Origin of the sequence: Nocardioides exalbidus, assembly GCF_900105585.1 — a bacterium.
Taxonomy (GTDB): Bacteria; Actinomycetota; Actinomycetes; order Propionibacteriales; family Nocardioidaceae; genus Nocardioides; species Nocardioides exalbidus.
Genome location: NZ_FNRT01000002.1, coordinates 3,315,210 through 3,332,108, shown reverse-complemented (window position 1 = coordinate 3,332,108; position 16,899 = coordinate 3,315,210). Strand labels below are relative to the sequence as shown.

Below are 16,899 nucleotides of genomic sequence, written 5' to 3'. Positions count from 1 at the left end.
GGTCAGGTGTCGTCCCGCGCGCGCGAGCCCTCCGGCGGGAGCTGCTCGCGAGAGGCGGTGCGGGAAGCGGCGGCTGCGGAGGTCGTGAGGCCCTGCGTGATGGTCCACAGCACCGCCTGGGTGCGGCTGGCGACGCCGATGGCGTTGTAGGCGCTGCGGACGTAGGACTTGACCGAGTTGATGCTCAGGTGGAGCTCGGTGGCGATGTCGCGGTTGCTGAGCCCGGAGGCGATGAGGACGAGGACGTCGGTCTCGCGCCGGGTGAGCCCGTGGCCACGCCCCGGGGACCCCTCACCCTCGGCGCTCGCGTCCCGGGGCGCGAGGACGCGGCGGCCGTCGTTGATGGCGCGGAGCGCGTCGACGAGCTCGTGGCTGGGCAGGCGTGTGGAGAGGTAGCCGGCGTACCCGCGGGCGAAGCAGGCGGCGGCCCGCCCCGGCTCGAAGAGGCCGGTGAGCACGGCCACCCGGCGGGCGCCCTGGTCCGCGAGCAGCTCGACGAGCGGGTCCGGGCCGCCCGTGCCCGCGGTGAGCGCGGGCTCGACGAGCACCAGGTCCGTCCGGTGCGTCGAGCGGGTGCGGTGGTCGACCACCTCGATGTCGGGGGCGTGGCGAGCGAGCATCGTGGTGAGTCCCAGGACGACGAGGTCGTCGTGGTTGTGGAGGGCTAGGCGCATGGTTCCGGTCGTCCTTCGTCGGAGCGTCGGGGACCGGCGCTCGGGGTCGGTCCCGAGAAGGCAGGGCGGGCGCTCAACGCAGCCCGCTGGAGGTGAAGCCCTGGACGAACGACCGCTGGAAGACCACGAACAGCGCGAGCATCGGGGCGACGTTCAGCAGGGCGTAGGCCATGGTGGCCGTGTAGTCGGGGCCGTACTGGCCCTGCAGGTAGAGCAGTCCGATCGGCAGGGTGAAGAGCTCGTTGTCCTTCAACGCGATCAACGGCCAGGCGAAGTCGTTCCACGACGACAGCAGGCTCATGAAGAACAGCACCGCGACCAGCGGCCGGGCGTTGGGCAGCACGATGCGGCTGAAGGTACGCCACTCACCCGCCCCGTCGAGCCGGGCTGCGTCGAGCAGGTCGCGCGGGATCCCGATGAACCACTGGCGGGCCAGGAACATCCCCAGCGCGGACGCCGACGTCGGGAGGATGACGGCCCAGTAGGTGCCGTAGAGCTGCATCTCGGTGACGAGCCGGAACAGCGCCACCATGATCACCTGGACCGGCAGCACCAGCGTGGCCAGCGCCAGCACGAAGAGCGGGCTCGCGCCCCGGAAGCGCAGGTGGGCGAACGCGTAGCCGGCCAGCAGGTTGGTGACCACCGTCAGCACGGCGACCGACAGGGACACGGCCACGGAGTTCACGAACCAGGTCGACACCGGGAAGGCGTCGAGCACCCGCCGGAAGTTCTCCGTCGTCAGGTCGCCCGGCACCAGGCCGACCCGACCGCCGAGCAGGTCGCGCCGGCTCGAGAGCGCGACCACGACCATCCAGTAGAGGGGGAACACGAGCACGAACGCGACGGCGACGGCGGCCCCTGTGCGGACGAGCTTCATCAGTCGCCGTCCCTTCCGTGGTTGAGGCGCCACTGGATCGCGGTGAAGGCGAGGGTGGCGACCAGCAGCACCATGCCCACGGCAGCGGCGTAGCCCTGGTCCCGCTGGGTGAACCCCTGCTCGTAGGCGTAGGTCACGAGCACGGACGTGGCGTCCTGGGGTCCGCCCCCGGTGAGGACGAAGACCAGGTCGAAGACCTGGAAGGAGTAGATGACGTTGATGATGACGAGGAAGAAGGTCGCCGGCCGCAGCTGCGGGACGGTGACGTGGCGCAGCCGCTGGCCCCAGGAGGCACCGTCGAGCATGGCCGACTCGTGCAGCTGGGGATCGGTGCCCTGCAGTGCGGTGAGGTAGATCAGCATGTTGAAGCCGACCCGCCACCACAGGGTCACGAGCACCACGGACCCGAAGGCCCACGGTCCGTCCGACTGCCAGGCCGGCTCGGACAGCCCTAGGGAGGCGAGGACGCTGTTGAGGACGCCGGTGTTCTCGTCGAAGAACAGCAGCCCGATCAGCGCCGTGGCCACCCCGGAGACCGCCATGGGCAGGATGAGCACGGTGCGGAACAACGGGCGCGCGGGCAGGGCCGAGTTGAGCAGCAGCGCCGCCGCGAGCCCGAACGCGATCGACAGCGGCGTGACCACCACCGTGAACACCAGGGTGTTGGCGGTCGCGCGCCAGAACCTGCCGTCGCCGAGCAGCCGCGCGTAGTTGTCGAGGCCGATCCATGCCCCCTGGCCGAAGCCGTCGGTGCGCTGGAGGCTGATCACCACCGCCCAGGCGAGCGGGAGGAAGACGAACAGTCCCAGCAGGAGTGCCGTCGGCGCGACGAAGGCGTACGCCGCGCGCGCCTCGACGCGAGCCGCGTTCCTCATCCGGCCGTGGCCTCCCCGATGCCGGTGCTGAGCCCGCGGATCGTCGCCTCCACGCTCTGGTCACCCACGAAGGCGGCCTCGAGCTGGTCCTGCAGGACGGTGATGATGCTGGCCATCGACGGCGAGGCGACCTGTCCGGAGTCCTGCGCCTGGACGGTGCTGGCCTGGCCGACGAACACCGGCGAGAGCTCGGGTCGCACGTCGAACTCGATGCCGCCCTCGACGAGGTCGGCCCGCGTGGGCAGGAGCGAGGCGCCCGCGCAGAACTGCCGCATCTGCTCGGCCTCGGTGACGTGGGCGAAGAACGCCGACACGAGCTCCGGGTCCGCGCCCTTGGTCGCGACGAGAGCGTTGCCGCCGAAGTCGCCCCCGGCCCGGACGTTGCGGGGCGCGTAGGTCGCCCCCCAGTCGAAGTCGACGGTCGCGTCGGTGTCCGGCACCAGGAACGCCCCGCCGAAGGTCATCGCCACGGTCTCGCCGTACCAGAGGTCGGCGGCGTAGGTCGTGGCCTTCACCGACGAGTTCGGCGGGACGAAGCGGTCGCGGAAGAAGCCCTGCGTGAACTCGACGGCCGCCCGGCCCGCGTCGGAGTCGATCGCCGGGGTGACGAGGTCCTCGGCGAGGAAGCGCCCGTCCGCCTCGAAGAGCCAGCTGAGCCATCGCGTCACGCCGTTGCCCTGCCAGTTGTAGGCGAAGGGGTAGGTGTCGTCGGGCATCGCGCGCCGCAGCCGACGGGCGACGTCGGCGAACTCGTCCCACGACCAGGCGTCGTCCAGCGAGGTGGGCACGGAGTCGATGCCGGCCGTCGCGAGGGCGTCCTTGTTGTAGAGGATCACCGAGGTGTCGGTGTGGTGGGGCACGCCGAAGGGGGAACCGCTGTTCTGCACCGCGGCCCACGCCTGCGGGGTGAACCGGTCGGAGAACCCGCTGTCGAGGTGCGTGCTGAGGTCGAGCAGCTGGCCCGCACCGGCGTAGGCGCCGAAGGAGTAGTACGGGACCCGGAAGACGTCGGGCGGGTTGCCGGCCTGGATCTGCGCGTCGATGTTCGTGAACATCTGCTCGTAGGGCACGGCGTTGAGCTTCACCGTGACCCCGGAGCTGGCCTTCTCGAACGAGGAGATGGCGGAGCGGAACCCGGCGAGCTCGCTCTCGGTCCCCCAGGTGGTGAACGTCAGCGTCCCCGAGGTGGACGAGTCGTCGCTCGACCGCGTGAACCCACATCCCGCGAGCGCGCTGGCGCCGGCGGCGGCGGAGGAGGCGGCGAGCAGTCGGCGGCGTGAGAGGTGCATGGGAGCCCTTCCGGGGATCGGTGTCCGGGGTGCCGTCGCGACGTGCACAGGCCGCGCCCACCCACTCGACTTCACGAGGTATGCGAAGTTCTGCGGACGATACTTCCATATCGTCTTCAACCACTAGCATCGAGCGCATGGCGACCGACCACCTCACCCCTGCAGAGGGTCGCTCGCCCGACGACCCGCCCGGCCCGTCGCTCAGCATCGGCGAGCTGGCGGCGCGATCAGGCGTCGCGGCGACGACGCTGCGCTCGTGGGAGCAGCGGTTCGGGTTCCCCGCACCCGTCCGGACCACCGGGGGCCAACGGCGCTACGACGCCGCGGACGTCGCCCGCGTCAGGCGGGTGAACAGGGCCCGGGAGAGCGGGCTCACGCTGGGCGCCGCGATCGAGGTGGCGGACATGGCCGGCCACGAGGGCCATCGCTCCCTGTTCGCCGACCTGCGCTCCTCGCACCCCCACGTCGACCCGATCAACGTGAGCATCAGGGTCATGAAGGCCCTGACCTGGTCCATCGAGGACGAGTGCCTGGCCCATGCGACCCGACCGCAGCTCTTCGGCTGCTTCCAGGACCGGCGCTCGTTCCGGCTCGCCGGGCGTCGCTGGCGCGAGCTCGCCCGCTCCGCGAGCTCCGCCACCGTCTTCTCGGACTTCCCGGAGACCGATCCGGGGGCGACTCCCGCCCACGTCGCCCTGCCGCAGGACTCACCGATGCTCAACGAGTGGTTCCTGGTCTGCGCCGACCGGCAGATGAGCGTGGTGCTGTCCGCCTGGGAACCGCCGCGCACCGACAGTGGCGCACCACGGCGTTTCGAGGCGCTGCTGAGCCTCGAGCCGCGCGTGGTGTGGGACGCCGTCGGCTTCTGCCACGACACCGCCGCGCGACTCGGGCTGCCGCCGGTCGCAGCGCCGTCGCCCGTCGTCCTGGTCGACACCGAGGAGGACCCGCGCCGCTCGGCGTCCCTGCTGCGGCGCTTCGCGACGTACGCCGACTCCTAGCCGGTCAGGACTTCAGGGCCTCAGGGCTTCAGCACGACCTTGAGGCAGCCCTCCGCCTTGTCGCGGAACGTGCGGTAGAGCTCGGGTGCCGCGTCGAGCGGTGCCCGGTGGGTGGCCAGCGACTCCAGCCCGAGGACGTCGTCGTCCTGCGAGACGATGTCGAGCAGGTCGTCGGTCCACTGCTTGACGTGGCACTGGCCCATGCGCAGCGTCAGGCCCTTGTCGAACATCGTCATCATCGGCATCGGGTCGGCCATGCCGCCGTAGACGCCGCTGATCGACACCGTGCCGCCGCGGCGCACGGCCTCGAAGGCGGTCAGCAGAGCGTCGAGGCGGTCGATGCCGACCTTCTCGATGGCGGCCCGGGCCACGACCTTCGGCAGCCGGCTCGCCGCGCTGATGGCCGCACCGGCGATCGGGTTGCCGTGCGCCTCCATGCCCACGGCCTCGAGCACGCCGTCGGCGCCGCGGCCGTCGGTCAGGTCACGCACCGCGTCCGCCACGTCGTCGACCGCGCTGAGGTCGATGGTGGTCGCGCCGGCCGTCGCGGCGGCGGCGAGCCGCTCGGGGACGAGGTCGACGGCGATCACGTGGTCGATGCCCCGGTGCTTCGCCGCCCGCACGGCGAGCTGGCCCACCGGTCCCAGGCCGAGGACGACGAGCGACCCGCCCTCAGGGACGTCGGCGTAGTCCACTCCCTGCCAGGCGGTCGGCAGGATGTCGGAGAGGTAGAGGTAGCGCTCGTCCTCGCCCTCGTGCGGCACCTTGATCGGCCCGAAGTCCGCGTGCGGCACCCGGACGCGCTCGGCCTGGCCACCGGGCACGGCGCCGTAGAGGCTCGTGTAGCCGAACAGGCTCGCGCCCTTGCCCTGGTCGACGTTCTGCGTCGTCTCGCACTGCGCGAAGAGGCCGCGACTGCACATCCAGCAGTGGCCGCACGAGATGTTGAACGGCACCACGACCCGGTCGCCGACGGCGAGGTTGCCCACCGCGCTGCCGACCTCCTCGACGATGCCCATGAACTCGTGGCCCAGGACGTCGCCCGGCGTGAGGTAGGGCGCGAGGACGCCGTAGAGGTGGAGGTCGGACCCGCAGATGGCGGTGGAGGTCACCCGGACCACGGCGTCCGTGGGCTGCTCGATGCGTGGGTCGGGCACCTCCTTGACCGCGACGTCGTTCAGTCCTTGCCAGGTGAGTGCCTTCATCTGTCGAACGTAGGCACCGTGGCCGCAACGACGCACCACCCCACGGGGCTGCCGCCGGCACCGCACGACCTTCGGGGTGGTGGGTGGTGGTGACGGGCTCGTTAGCGTGGTGGGTCCCGCTACGTCAGGACCACGTCATGACCGAGAACACCCGCCTCGTCCACGCCACGCCGGAACAGGTCTGGAGCGTGATCGCCGACGGATGGCTCTACCCGCTGTGGGTCGTCGGCGCCGCCCGGATGCGGGACGTCGACGACTCCTGGCCGACGGCCGGGAGCAAGCTCTACCACTCCGTGGGCAGCTGGCCGCTGCTCCTCGACGACGAGACCGAGGTGCTGGACGCGACCCCCGGTCGTTCGATCACGCTGCGCGCCCGGGCGTGGCCGGTCGGCGAGGCCCAGGTGCACCTCCGCCTCGACTCCGTGGGCGTCGAGACCGAGGTCCGCATCACCGAGGAACCCGTCTCGGGGCCCGGCGCGCTGGTGCCGCGGCCGCTCGTGGCGCCGAGCCTGAAGTGGCGCAACACCGAGACGTTGCGCCGGCTCGCCCTCGTCGCCGAGCACCGGAAGTGAGCAGCCCCCGCGTCGTCCTGGTGACCGGTGCCTCGAGCGGCATCGGAGAGGCGACTGCGCGCCGGGCGTCAGCGCGTGGCGACCACGTCGTGCTGCTGGCCCGTGGGCGCGAGAGCCTCGACCGGGTGGCCGACGCCTGCCACGGACTCGGCGCTGCGAGCACGCTCGTGCTGCCGGTCGACGTGGCGGACGACGACGCCGTGCGCGAGGCGGTCCGGGCCGCCGTGGCGCGCCACGGCCGGCTCGACACGGTCGTCGGCTGCGCGGGCGTGGTCGCCTACGGCCGGATCCAGGACGTGCCGACCGAGGTCTTCGACGGCGTGCTGTCGACGAACCTGCACGGCTCGGCCAACCTCGCCCGCCACGTCGTGCCGGTCCTGCGCGACCAGGGCGACGGCAGCCTCGTGCTGGTCGGCTCGCTCATCGGCCACATCGCAGTGCCCGACATGTCGGCCTACGTCCTCAGCAAGTGGGGCGTGCGGGCGCTCGCCCGCCAGCTGCGGGTGGACAACCGCGACCGCCCGGGCGTCCGCTTCGGCTACGTCGCCCCCGGCGGCGTGGACACGCCGATCTACCGGCAGGCGGCGACGTACGGCGACTCGGTGGGCCGCCCGCCCTTCCCCGTCGTCTCCCCCGAGCGGGTCGCGGCGCGGACGCTCGCCGTGGCGGACCACCCGTGGCTGCCGAGCCAGGTCGGCGCCGCCAACGACGTCATCCGGTTCGGCTTCACCGCGGTGCCGTGGGCCTACGATCGCCTCGTGGAGCCGCTGTTCCGCGTGATCGCGCAGGACCTGGTCGCGCCGGTGGAGCACGGCCCCGGCAACGTGCTCACGCCCCACCAGGCCCTCAACCGGCTGCGGGGCGACCAGGGCAACGCCCTCCTCGGCGCGGCGCGCAACGTGCGGGAGCTCGTCCGTCGCGGGCGCGGAGGACGGTGACATGAGCTGGGACGCCGTGGTCGTGGGCGCCGGGCCCAACGGGCTGGTCGCCGCCAACCGCCTGCTCGACGCGGGCTGGTCGGTCCTGCTGCTCGAGGCGCAACCGACGGTCGGCGGCGCCGTCCGCAGCGACCGCGAGGTGCACCCCGACTTCGTCCACGACACGTTCAGCGCCTTCTACCCCCTCGCCGCGTCGTCGCCGACGATCGCCTCGTTCGGTCTCGAGGACCACGGGCTCGAGTGGTGCCACGCGCCGTCCGTCCTGGGCCACCCGCTCCGCGACAGCAGCTGGGCGGTGCTGCACCGCGACCGCGCGAAGACCGCAGCCGGCCTCGACGCGCTCCACGCCGGCGACGGCGAGTCATGGCTCGACCTGTGCGCCGAGTGGGACCGGGTCGGCCCGCACCTGATCGGGGCCCTGCTCACGCCCTTCCCCCCGGTCCGCAGCGGGGTCGCGCTGCTCGGGGCGCTCCGGCACGTGGGCGGCCTCGACATGGTGCGGACCCTGCTGACGCCGGTGGCCGACCTCACCCGCGAGCGCTTCGGCGGGGAGGCCGCGCGGGTCCTGCTCGCCGGCAACGCCGGGCACGCCGACATCCCCCTCGACGCACCCGGCTCCGGGCTGATGGGGCTGCTCCTCGCGATGATGGGCCAGACCGTCGGCTTCCCGGTGCCTCGGGGCGGTGCCGGCGAGCTGACCGGCTCGCTCGCGCGCCGCTTCACCGCCAACGGGGGCACCATCCGCACCGACGCGGAGGTGACGGAGATCCGGGTGCGGAACGGGCGTGCCCACACGGTGGTCACCGCCGACGGCGAGGGCCACCGCGCGCTCCGCGCCGTCGTCGCGGACGTCCTCGCGCCGGCCCTCTACACCCGGTTGCTCGACCCGTCGGCGGTGCCCGACCGCGTCCTGCGGTCCCTCCGGAGGTTCGAGCTCGATCCCGGCACGGTCAAGGTCGACTGGGCGCTCGCCGACGAGGTCCCGTGGACCGACGGACCGGCCCTGCGCAGCGGCACGGTCCACATCGCCGACGACGTGGACGACATGGGGCTCGCGCTGTCCCAGGTCGGCTCCGGGGTGGTGCCTGCGCGTCCCTTCATGCTCACCGGACAGATGACCACCGCCGATCCCGACCGCTCCCCCGCCGGGACCGAGTCGTTCTGGGCCTACTCCCACGTGCCCCAGCGCACCCGGCACGATGCCGGCGACGGCGGGATCACGGGCACGTGGGACCGCGACGACTGCGAGCGCTACGCCGACCGCATGCAGGCACGGCTGGAGGAGGTCGCACCCGGGTTCGGCGCGCGGGTGCTGGCCCGCCGCGTGCTCGGGCCCCGCGAGCTCGAGGAGCGCGACGCCAACCTCGCCGGCGGTGCGCTCAACGGCGGGACGGCCCAGCTGCACCAGCAGCTGGTCTTCCGTCCCGTCCCCGGCCTGGGACGCGCGGAGACGCCGGTGCGCGGCCTCTACCTCGGCTCGGCGTCGGCGCACCCGGGTGGCGGCGTCCACGGCGCGTGCGGCGACAACGCCGCGCGGGCCGCGATCGCCCACGACCGGGTCGACCGGTGGGTGCCGTGGCGGTCCTCCCGCCCGGTGTGACGCCGCGTGCAGACCCCGAGGGGTGACGTCGCGCTCCCCCCATGCCCATTGGGAGGTGACCGTGCCGTGGGCGCCGACCTAGCGTCGAAGATCCAGCGCGATCCAGCGCCGACGACTCTTGGGGACACGCCATGGCGAGCAAGCGACCGACCAGCACGACACCGGACCACCGGGGAGCAGGCGACGAGCTCCACCAGGGCGTGAAGCGCGGCGAGCGCCTGACGACCGCCACCGGCACCCCACTGGGGGACGGGCAGAACTCGCTGAAGGTGGGCGACCGGGGGCCGACGCTCCTCGAGGACTTCGCCTTCCGCGACAAGATGTTCCACTTCGACCACGAGCGGATCCCGGAGCGCGTGGTGCACGCCCGCGGCTACAGCGCCCACGGGACGCTGGAGTGCCTCGACGCGATCCCCGACCTGACCCGGGCGGCGCCCTTCCAGCGCAAGGGCAAGGAGACCGAGGCGTTCGTGCGCTTCTCGACCGTCGCGGGCAACCTCGGCTCCGCGGACCTCGCCCGTGACGTGCGCGGGTTCGCGGTGAAGATGTACACCGACGAGGGCAACTGGGACCTGGTCGGCAACAACATCCCGGTCTTCTTCATCCAGGACGCGACGAAGTTCCCCGACCTCGTGCACGCGGTCAAGGAGGAGCAGGACCGTGGCTGGCCGCAGGCGCAGTCGGCCCACGACACCTTCTGGGACTTCGTGTCCCTGATGCCCGAGTCCACCCACATGCTGCTCTGGCAGATGAGCGACCGGACGATCCCGCGCTCGTTCCGCTTCATGGAGGGCTTCGGCGTCCACACCTACCGCTTCGTCAACGCCGACGGCGACGACACCTTCGTGAAGTTCCACTGGAAGCCGCGCCAGGGCCTGCAGTCGGTGGTCTGGAACGAGGCGCTCAAGATCAACGGCGCCGACCCGGACTTCCACCGTCGCGACCTGTTCGCCGCGATCGAGAGCGGCGACTTCCCGCAGTGGGACCTCGGCGTCCAGGTCTTCGACGAGGCCTTCGCCGACGACTTCGACTTCGACGTCCTGGACTCCACCAAGCTCATCCCCGAGGAGGTGCTGCCGGTCCGCGTCATCGCCCGGCTGACCCTCGACCGGGTCGTGGACAACATGTTCGCGGAGAACGAGCAGGTGGCGTTCGGCACCCACAACGTCATCCCTGGCATCGACTTCACCAACGACCCGCTGCTGCAGGGACGCAACTTCTCCTACCTCGACACCCAGCTCAAGCGGCTCGGCAGCACCAACTTCACCCAGCTCCCGGTCAACGCCCCGCGGTGCCCGGTCAGGCACTTCCAGCGTGACGGCCACATGCAGACCGACCCGCAGCTCGGACGCGGGACCTACGAGCCCAACTCGCTGACCGGCGACGACCGCGGACCGCGGGCCGACGTCGTCCACGGCTACCAGAGCATCGCCCGGGAGGAGCAGGGCCCGACCCGCCGCCTGCGGGCCGAGTCGTTCGCCGACCACTACAGCCAGGCACGCCAGTTCTTCATCAGCCAGACCGACGTCGAGCAGCAGCACGTCGTCAGCGCCTTCGCCTTCGAGCTCGCCAAGGTGGAGGACCCGCGCATCCGCACCCGGGTGCTCGCCAACCTGCGCAACGTGCACGACGACCTCGCGCAGTCCGTGGCCGACGAGCTCGCGATGCCGCTGCCCGACGCCGCCGAGGCGGTCGTCGCCACGCGCACCGACCTGCCCGCATCGGCCGCCCTGAGCATCCAGCTCAACGGTCCCGACTCCTTCGCCGGTCGCAAGCTCGGCGTGCTCGTCACCGACGGCAGCGACAAGGCGCTCGTGCAGGCCGTCACCGCGGCCTTCGAGGGAGCAGGGGCGGTGGTGGAGTACGTCGCGCCGGCGATCGGGCCCGTCAAGCTCAAGGGCGGCGGCACGATCACCCCGCACCACGCGATCGACGGCGGGCCCTCGGTCCTCTTCGACGCGGTGGCGCTGCTGCCGTCGGCCGACGGCGCCGCCGACCTCGCGGGCCGTGCGAGCGCCCAGGACTTCGTCAGCGACGCCTTCGCGCACTGCAAGCTCATCGGGACCGGGCCGGCAGCCGCCCCGCTGGTGGCGAAGGCCGGGGTCGAGCCCGATGCCGGCTTCCTCGACCTGGCCACCGCGGGCGACGCCGATGCCTTCGTGGGCCTGTGCGCGTCGCTCCGGTTCTGGGATCGCGACATCCGTGCCTGACGCGGGACCGGTCCTGGTCGGGGGCCGCACGGACCTCGAGCAGGTGGAGCTCGCCGACCTGCACGAGCGTGCCGTCGAGTCCGCCGCCGACGTGGACTCGGCCCTCAAGGTCGCCCTCGATGCCGGTGCGCGCCTGCCGGTGCCGGGCGACGGACGCACCGCGCACCTGTGGTCGGCGCTGGCATCCGTCGCCGCTGCGGACCTCACCGTGGCGCGGGTCCTGGAGCCGCACCTCGACGCCCTGGCGATCCTCGGCCAGGCACACGAGAGCCCCGAGGCCGGGGCCTACGGCGTGTTCGCGGCCGAGGGACCCGGCGAGCCGCTCCGGGCCTCGCCCGACGGGTGGGTCCACCAGCTCGACGGCCGCAAACACTGGTGCTCACTGGCCGGGGTGCTGGACCGGGCGCTGGTCAGCGCGTGGGTCGGTGACCGACGCCAGCTCTTCAGCGTCGACCTCCGGCAGCCCGGCGTCCGGGTCGTCCCCGGCACGTGGGTGGCGCGCGGCCTCGTCGCCGTGGACTCCGGTCCGGTCGACTTCGCCGGCGCGACCGCGAGGAAGGTCGGGGAGCCCGACTGGTACCTCGAGCGGCCCGGCTTCGCGTGGGGCGGGATCGGGGTGGCCGCGGTCTGGTTCGGCGGCGCCGTCGGCATCGCCCGACGCATGCGGCGCGCGGCGATGGCGCGTACGCCCGACCAGGTCGCCCTGATGCACCTCGGCGCCGTGGACACCGTGCTGCACGCGGCACGGTGCACGCTCGAGCAGGCGGCCTCGGCCACCGACGCGGGCGTGCTCACGGGCTCGGACGGCTGGCGCGCCGCGCTGCGGGTGCGCGAGGTGGTCGCCCACGCGGCCGAGCAGGTCCTGCAGCGTGCCGCCCACGGGCTCGGTCCCGGACCGCTGGCCACCGACGAGGACCACGCCCGTCGTGTCGCCGACCTGGAGCTCTACCTCCGCCAGTGGCACGCGGAGCGCGACCAGGCAGCCCTCGGCCAGGAGCTCCTCCGCCCAGGGGCGCCCGGGTGGTGAGCGGCCCGACCTTCCGGCACGACCATCCGGGGACCCCGGCCGCGGAGTGGGCCGGGTCGCCCCAGTGGGACGCATTGCCCGCCCTGCGACTGCCCGCCGGACGACGTCGCCTGGTGGTCGTCGGAGCACATCCGGACGACGAGACCCTGGGCGCGGGTGGCCTGATCCACGCGGCTGCACGCGCCGGGTGGACCGTGGAGGTGGTCTCGGCCACGGCCGGGGAGGCCTCGCACCCCGGGTCCCCCACCCACCCGACCGCCGTGCTCGGCGAGCGGCGTCGCTCCGAGCTGGACTCGGCGATCTCCCTGCTGGCTCCCGACGCGACCGTGCGGTGCCTCGACCTGCCAGACGGCGGGGTCGCCGACGAGGTCGACGTGCTCGTCGCGTCCCTGGTCGAGACGATCGGGACCGACGGCGCCGAGGTGCTGCTCTGCGCGCCGTGGCGGTACGACGGCCATCCCGACCACGACGCCGTGGGCCGTGCCGCCGCCCTGGCCGCGGCCCGGACGGACGCGCAGCTGCTCGAGTACCCCGTCTGGCTGTGGCACTGGGGCCGCGCGGAGGACCTGCCGTGGTCGCAGGCCGTACGCCTCGCGCTCGACGCACCGATGCAGGACGCCAAGCGTGCCGCCGTCGGTGCCCACGTGAGCCAGGTGCAGCCGCTGTCAGACCAGCCCGGCGACGAGGTCATGCTCGGTGCCGACCTGCTGGCCCACTTCGAGGGCGACGGCGAGGTCTTCATCACCGAGCCCGGCACGGTCGACGACGACGTGCTCGACCTCGTCCACCACGAGCGACCGGACCCGTGGCAGGTCGACTCCTCCTACGAGCGACGCAAGAGGGCCCTCACCGTCGCGTCCCTGCCCCGCGAGACCTACGCCCGGGCGCTCGAGGTCGGCTGCTCCGTCGGCGCGCTCGCGCTCGACCTCGCCGGGCGCAGCGACCACCTGCTCGCCGTCGACGCCAGTCCCACCGCGCTCGACCTCGCCCGCGAACGTACGTCGTCCCTCCCGCACGTCGAGCTGCGGCAAGCGCGCGTGCCCGACCAGTGGCCCGAGGGGAGCTTCGACCTGGTGTCGGTCTCGGAGGTGGGCTACTTCCTCAGCCCGCGACAGCTGGACGACGTCGTGCGTCTCGCGACCTCGGCCCTCGCAGCGGGAGGACACCTGCTGCTGTGCCACTGGCGCCACCAACCCGTGGGCTGGCCGCTCGCCGGACCGGCGGTGCACGACGCCTTCCTTGCCACCGGCCTCGACGTCCTGGTCGAGCACCAGGAGCCCGACTTCCTGCTGCACGTCCTGACGGCACCGTCGTGAGCACACCAGCCAAGGTCGCCGTCGTGGTCCCGGCCCGCGACGAGGAGACCCTGCTCCCCGGCTGCCTCGACGCGATCGACGTCGCCATCGACCACCTCCGGGCCGACCACCCCGACGTAGCGGTCCATGTGTTCGTGGCACTCGACGCCTGCCGCGACGGATCCGCCGACGTCGTCGCGCGGCGTCCTGGTGTGACGGCGGTGCCCCTGGCCGCCGGGTGCGTCGGCCGCGCACGTGCGGCAGCCGTGGAGGCCGCCTCGGAGTGGGCCGCCGGCTCGCCGGGCGGCACCCTCTGGCTGGCCAACACCGACGCCGACAGCGTCGTGCCCCCGCGCTGGCTCACCACCCAGGTGCGCCTGGCCGCAGCAGGCTTCGACCTGGTGGTGGGGACGGTCCGGCCCCGGCCCGCGGACCTCTCCGAGGACGCACTGGCCGCGTGGCACGCCCGGCACAGCAGCGCGCACGGCCACGAGCACGTGCACGGCGCGAACCTCGGGTTCGCGATGGCCGCCTACGAGGCGGTCGGTGGGTACGCCCCGCTGCCGCTGCACGAGGACGTCGACCTGGTGACGGCGATGCAGGAGGTCGGCATCGGATGGATCGCGACGGGCGCCATCCCCGTCACGACGTCCGGGCGGGCCGTCGGTCGCGTCTCCGGCGGCTTCGCGAGCTACCTCGGCAAGCTAGCGACGTGACGGCCCACCCGACCTGCTAGCTGGCGCTCCGCAGTGCCGCGACCTCGTCGCGGGCGGCGACGACGGCCGCCTGCTGGCGCACGACGACCTCGCGGAAGCCCGCGCTGAGGTCCATCTTGAGGGCGTCCTCGTACTCGGACACCGCGTGGTCCTCGCCGGTCGAGACCGCCTTGAGGACCGCGTCGGCGTCGTCGCCGGTCAGCGCGTCCTTGAGCGAGATCCAGCCTCGGTGCACGGCCGCGGCGACGCTGCCGCTCTCGTCGACGTCGTCGCCGTAGTCGTGGCCCAGGTCCACGATCTCGCGCCAGAAGCCCGCGCGCTGCTCGGACAGGCGTGCCAGGGTCGTGGCCCACGCGGAGTGCTCACCGTCGCCGAGCTTCTCGGCAGCGTCGGCGAAGCCCCGCTCGCCGTCCTTCAGCGTCTCGACCAGTTCCTTGGCCGCCTTGGCGTCATCAGACATGTGCGCTCCTCTGTTGGGTGTGTCGTCCCACCGTCGCCGACTCACCACCGCAGCGAACCACCCGTGGGGATGCCCGGCCCCGCCCACTGCCCGGGACCGGACGACGCACTCACCCCTGTGGGGGCAGCCGTCCCAGGTGCACCACGTGTATCACTGTTGTCGGGAAACCGCTGGCGCGCCCGGCCGGGTCTCGGGCTCACGCAGTCCACAGGCCGGGCGGGCCAGCGGCCCCCGCGGGCGCAGACCACCGGATGGTCGCGCAGGAGCCTCGCGACGTCCGTGACCCGCGCGTGCAGGTGACGTTGAACAGGTGACAGTGCCGGGCTCGCGTGCGGGAGGCACTGCCAGGTCGTCCGCCCTCCGCGGGGGCGAGGGCGGACGACGCCGCCACGCCGTCGTCGAATTACACAATTGTTCTTATCCCAACGGCGTGGCGGGCTTGACTATCCGCTCATAGGGTGTCGTCTCGTGCATCACCAGTCGCAGCAGTCACACCCGTCACACCGCGTCCGAGGCGACGTCGCCTCGCGCCTCGTCGTCGCGGTCGGACGCGTGCGGCGACTCGCTGCGCTGGTCGTCGGGAGCATCGCGCTCGTCGTCACGGTCCTGCCGAGCACCGCGGTCACCCAGCCGGTGGCGTCGTCGTACCTCTGCTCCGGCTACTCCGGCTGCCAGGACGCCGGCTACGGCAACGGCGGCTACAGCAGGGTCAACAACAAGCAGTACTGGAAGATGTTCGCCGGTCACAACTGCACGAACTACATCGCCTACCGGCTGATCCAGAACGGCATGCCCGACCAGCGCCCGTGGAGCGGCAACGGCAACGCCGAGGTCTGGGGCGTCGCGATGGCGTCGATCACCGACCAGACGCCGCGCGTCGGGGCGATCGCCTGGTACAAGGCCGGCCGGTCGCCCGCCGGGTCGTCCGGGCACGTCGCCTACGTCGAGCAGGTCATCTCCCCCACCGAGATCATCGTCTCGGAGGACTACTGGGGCGGCGACTTCCACTGGCGCCGCGCCACCACCTCGTCGGGCTGGCCGAGCGGCTTCATCCACTTCAACGACCAGGTCGTCGAGCAGACCACGGCGCCCACGATCACCGGCACGCCCATGGTCGGCGCACCGCTGGAGGTCGCCACCGGAGCCTGGACGCCCGCGCCCACCGCGGTGAGCGTCCAGTGGTCCGCCGACGGTGCCCCCATCGCGGGCGCCACTGCGCCGACCTACGTGCCGACGCCCGACGTGAAGGGCAAGACCCTCACCGCGTCCGTGACGGCCACGCTGGACGGCTACGCCGCCGGCCAGGCCACCCTGACGACGGCGCCAGTGGCGCCCGGCACGCTCCAGCCCACGACCCTCCCGGCGATCCAGGGCACCCCAGAGGTCGGGCAGACCCTCAACCTCGCGCCCGCCGCGTGGTCGCCGCAGCCGACGAAGGCCGTCACGCAGTGGTACGTCGACGGGGCGCCGCTGGAGGGCGCCACCGGCCCGACCCTCGTGCTCGGCCGCGCCCAGGTCGGCGCCCGCATCAGCGCACGCATGACCGGGAGCGCCCAGGGCTACGCCAAGTCGCGGACGATGGCGCCGGCGACGGACGTGGTCCTCGCCAAGGCGGTCCGCATCAACGAGCCCAGCAGGGTGTCCGGGAAGGCCGAGGTGGGGCAGGTGCTCACCGCGAAGGCCGGGACCGCGCGCCCGGCCAGCAGGACGGTGTCCTACGTCTGGCTCCGCGACGGCAAGCGGATCGCGAAGGCCACGAACCGGCGCTACACGCTCCGCGCCGCGGACCTCGGCCGCACCGTCTCCGTCCAGGTCACCTCGAGCAACCCCAGCTTCCGCGACGCGGTCGAGAACGTCGCGGCCGCGCCGGTCACCACTGTCCCGGTCGTGCGGGCCACGGCACGGTCCAGGAAGAACCTCGTCACGGTCGACCTGCGCGTGAAGGCGCTCGGCGCACCCCGACCCGACGGCGCGATCTCCGTGCGGATCGGCGACAAGACGGTCACCGGCCAGCTGACCAAGGGCAAGGAGCGCCTCGTCGTGCACGGCCTCAAGGCGGGTCGGTACCGGGTGCTGGTGACGTACGCCGGCACGACCGTGGTGCAGGCGGCGACCGCACGGGCGAGCGTCCGGGTCGACCCGCGCCGCCGCTGACCGCGG

General features: G+C 72.8%; 15 protein-coding genes. 9 read left to right on the top strand and 6 right to left on the bottom strand.

The window, feature by feature from the left end:
• Window positions 1–2: 2 nt before the first annotated feature.
• The 4 genes from BLV76_RS16380 to BLV76_RS16365 form a co-directional block, all read right to left on the bottom strand.
• A complete protein-coding gene (locus BLV76_RS16380; protein ID WP_090970313.1) occupies window positions 3–674 on the bottom strand; it encodes a helix-turn-helix transcriptional regulator in 672 nt (223 codons plus the stop codon).
• Window positions 675–747: 73 nt separating this feature from the next.
• Window positions 748–1,551 (bottom strand): carbohydrate ABC transporter permease, encoded by an 804-nt coding sequence (locus BLV76_RS16375; RefSeq protein ID WP_090970312.1) that lies wholly within the window; start codon window positions 1,549–1,551, stop codon window positions 748–750.
• Window positions 1,551–2,426: a carbohydrate ABC transporter permease gene (locus tag BLV76_RS16370; RefSeq protein ID WP_090970310.1), complete on the bottom strand. Its 876-nt coding sequence runs from the start codon at window positions 2,424–2,426 to the stop codon at window positions 1,551–1,553. The genes BLV76_RS16375 and BLV76_RS16370 overlap by 1 nt, the downstream gene beginning before the upstream one ends.
• Window positions 2,423–3,715, bottom strand: a complete 1,293-nt coding sequence (locus BLV76_RS16365; RefSeq protein ID WP_090970307.1) for an ABC transporter substrate-binding protein — start codon at window positions 3,713–3,715, stop codon at window positions 2,423–2,425. Before BLV76_RS16365 ends, BLV76_RS16370 begins: the two co-directional genes overlap by 4 nt.
• Window positions 3,716–3,852: 137 nt before the next feature.
• On the opposite strand from BLV76_RS16365, the gene BLV76_RS16360 reads away from it, so the two are divergent.
• Window positions 3,853–4,716: a MerR family transcriptional regulator gene (locus BLV76_RS16360; protein ID WP_090970305.1), complete on the top strand. Its 864-nt coding sequence runs from the start codon at window positions 3,853–3,855 to the stop codon at window positions 4,714–4,716.
• A 20-nt stretch (window positions 4,717–4,736) separates the two neighbouring features.
• On the opposite strand, the gene BLV76_RS16355 is transcribed toward BLV76_RS16360, so the two are convergent.
• Complete coding sequence (locus tag BLV76_RS16355; protein WP_090970303.1) at window positions 4,737–5,921, bottom strand: zinc-dependent alcohol dehydrogenase; 1,185 nt, start codon at window positions 5,919–5,921, stop codon at window positions 4,737–4,739.
• Window positions 5,922–6,058: 137 nt separating this feature from the next.
• Between BLV76_RS16355 and BLV76_RS16350 the strand changes: the two genes are divergently transcribed.
• The 7 genes from BLV76_RS16350 to BLV76_RS16320 all read left to right on the top strand — a co-directional run bounded on the left by BLV76_RS16350 (window position 6,059) and on the right by BLV76_RS16320 (window position 14,279).
• Window positions 6,059–6,493, top strand: a complete 435-nt coding sequence (locus BLV76_RS16350) for an SRPBCC family protein (protein ID WP_090970301.1) — start codon at window positions 6,059–6,061, stop codon at window positions 6,491–6,493.
• Entirely contained in the window at window positions 6,490–7,431 is a 942-nt protein-coding gene (locus BLV76_RS16345) for an SDR family NAD(P)-dependent oxidoreductase (protein WP_175539707.1), read from the top strand. The genes BLV76_RS16350 and BLV76_RS16345 overlap by 4 nt, the downstream gene beginning before the upstream one ends.
• A 1-nt stretch (window position 7,432) precedes the next feature.
• On the top strand, window positions 7,433–9,031 hold the full coding sequence (locus BLV76_RS16340) for a phytoene desaturase family protein (protein WP_090970298.1): 1,599 nt from the start codon (window positions 7,433–7,435) through the stop codon (window positions 9,029–9,031).
• Between the two features lie 131 nt (window positions 9,032–9,162).
• A complete protein-coding gene (locus tag BLV76_RS16335) occupies window positions 9,163–11,241 on the top strand; it encodes a catalase (protein WP_090970295.1) in 2,079 nt (692 codons plus the stop codon).
• The gene (locus BLV76_RS16330; RefSeq protein ID WP_090970293.1) at window positions 11,234–12,268 is read left to right on the top strand and encodes an acyl-CoA/acyl-ACP dehydrogenase; all 1,035 of its coding nucleotides are present in this window, start codon (window positions 11,234–11,236) and stop codon (window positions 12,266–12,268) included. Before BLV76_RS16335 ends, BLV76_RS16330 begins: the two co-directional genes overlap by 8 nt.
• Entirely contained in the window at window positions 12,265–13,584 is a 1,320-nt protein-coding gene (locus BLV76_RS16325; protein WP_175539706.1) for a bifunctional PIG-L family deacetylase/class I SAM-dependent methyltransferase, read from the top strand. Before BLV76_RS16330 ends, BLV76_RS16325 begins: the two co-directional genes overlap by 4 nt.
• Complete coding sequence (locus tag BLV76_RS16320) at window positions 13,581–14,279, top strand: glycosyltransferase family 2 protein (protein WP_090970289.1); 699 nt, start codon at window positions 13,581–13,583, stop codon at window positions 14,277–14,279. Before BLV76_RS16325 ends, BLV76_RS16320 begins: the two co-directional genes overlap by 4 nt.
• A 16-nt stretch (window positions 14,280–14,295) precedes the next feature.
• Here BLV76_RS16320 and BLV76_RS16315 read toward each other — a convergent pair whose 3' ends face one another.
• Complete coding sequence (locus tag BLV76_RS16315; protein ID WP_090970287.1) at window positions 14,296–14,739, bottom strand: PA2169 family four-helix-bundle protein; 444 nt, start codon at window positions 14,737–14,739, stop codon at window positions 14,296–14,298.
• Between the two features lie 468 nt (window positions 14,740–15,207).
• Between BLV76_RS16315 and BLV76_RS16310 the strand changes: the two genes are divergently transcribed.
• Entirely contained in the window at window positions 15,208–16,893 is a 1,686-nt protein-coding gene (locus tag BLV76_RS16310) for a CHAP domain-containing protein (protein WP_090970285.1), read from the top strand.
• Window positions 16,894–16,899 lie beyond the last annotated feature (6 nt).